Here is a 1,570-nt window from a genome sequence, read left to right on the forward strand (position 1 = left end):
CTAGTACTCCAGCCGGACTTTGATGTACTGCCTGGTCAACGGCTTGGGTGTGGGGAGTGTAGCGGGGTGGTGCCGAGTGCGGGACGGGTTTGCGAGGCCCGTCCCGCGAACGAGTGCCCGCGCCGTGTGTAGTGACATCGGCGTGCTCTGGCCTGGTGTCGGCGGCGCCATCGTGACCAGTTCATCGAGTGGTCGCCCCATGCAGCAGGATGTCGGTGGGCAGCTGCCAGCAGACGGCGAATCTCGGCTGGTGTGAGGTCCACGAGGTCGGGTGTGTCTCGTTCGCGTCCCCCTTTTCCCTCGCGTGGGCGGCGGTGACGGCCAGGAACGCGTGGGCGAGCATGGCGAGGGTGACGTGCCGGTGCCAGCCGGTGTAGCGGCGGACTTCGTACTGGTCGAGGCCGCATTCGTTCTTCGCACTCTGGAAGCACTCCTCGATCTTCCAGCGGCAGCCGGCGATCTGCACGAGGTCGGCGAGGGTGGCCTGCAGGGGTGCCGAAGCCAGGAAGTAGGCGAGCTCGTCCGGTTTCGTGATGCTGCGGCGGGCAAGCATCCATCGCTGGCGGGTGGGCTCGTCACCGTCGAACTCCCAGACAGCCGGCAGCCGGGCGGCGGCCCAGTCGTAAATTCGTGGCCCTTTCGCGCCGTCGCCGCAGGAGAGCCGCTGCCATGCTTCGGCCGGAGCCTGGCCGATGAGGTGGTCGATGCGGGGGCCGTGGACCTGCTGGGACTTGGGCACGGCCATGACGTAGGACAGGCCGGTGTCTTCCAGGAAGCGGCGGAAGCGGGAGTCCTGCCCGTAGGCGGCATCGGCGGCGACCCAGGTGACAGGCAGCGGGGAGGCAAGTGCCCGCAGGACCATGGTGCGGGCCAGGTCGTTCTTCGTCGCGAAGCCGCGCTCGATGGGGATCTTGGCAGTGCGGCAGCGCTCTGCGTCGTCGGTCCAGGACTTGGGCAGGTAGAGCTCGCGGTCGACCAGGGCGTGACCGCGGGTGGTGGCGTAGGCGGCGAAGACGCCGATCTGGCAGTTCTCGGTGCGGCCGGCAGTGCCGGAGTACTGCCGTTGCACCCCGGCTGACGTGATGCCTTTCTTGACGAACCCGGTGTCGTCGATGATCAGGACACCGTCTTTGGCCCCGAGGTGCTCGGCGACGTAACTCTGCAGGTCATCGCGGATCTCGTCGGCCTCCCACTGGCTTTTCGCCAACAGGTGCTGCAGTCCGTCCGGCGTGGAGTGCCCGGCGAACTCGGCCAGTTGCCAGGAGTTCTTGCGGCCCACCGGGCCGAGCAGACCACGGACGTAGTCCCGCATCCGGCGCCTCGGCTCGACACGCGAGAAACGATGCCCGACCTGCAGGAAGAGCTCTTCCAGTTCCTGTTCCCACTCGTTGGCGGGTACGTCGTCAATCACATCGATTGGCTGTCCAGCCCGATGTCACTACACACGGCGCGGGCACTCGTTCGCGGGACGGGCCTCGCAAACCCATCCCGCACTCGGCACCGCCCCGCTACACTCCCCACACCCAAGCCGTTGACCAGGCAGTACATCAAAGTCCGGCTGGAGTACTAG

At 67.1% G+C, this 1,570-nt stretch carries 1 protein-coding gene; it reads right to left on the reverse strand.

The features are described 5' to 3' along the window. Positions 1 to 181: 181 nt before the first annotated feature. Positions 182 to 1,408, reverse strand: a complete 1,227-nt coding sequence (locus ACIO3O_RS42710) for an IS701 family transposase (RefSeq protein WP_401756446.1) — start codon at positions 1,406 to 1,408, stop codon at positions 182 to 184. Between the last annotated feature and the right edge of the window lie 162 nt (positions 1,409 to 1,570).

It is taken from the genome of Streptomyces sp. NPDC087440 (assembly GCF_044744005.1).
Lineage (GTDB): Bacteria > Actinomycetota > Actinomycetes > Streptomycetales > Streptomycetaceae > Streptomyces.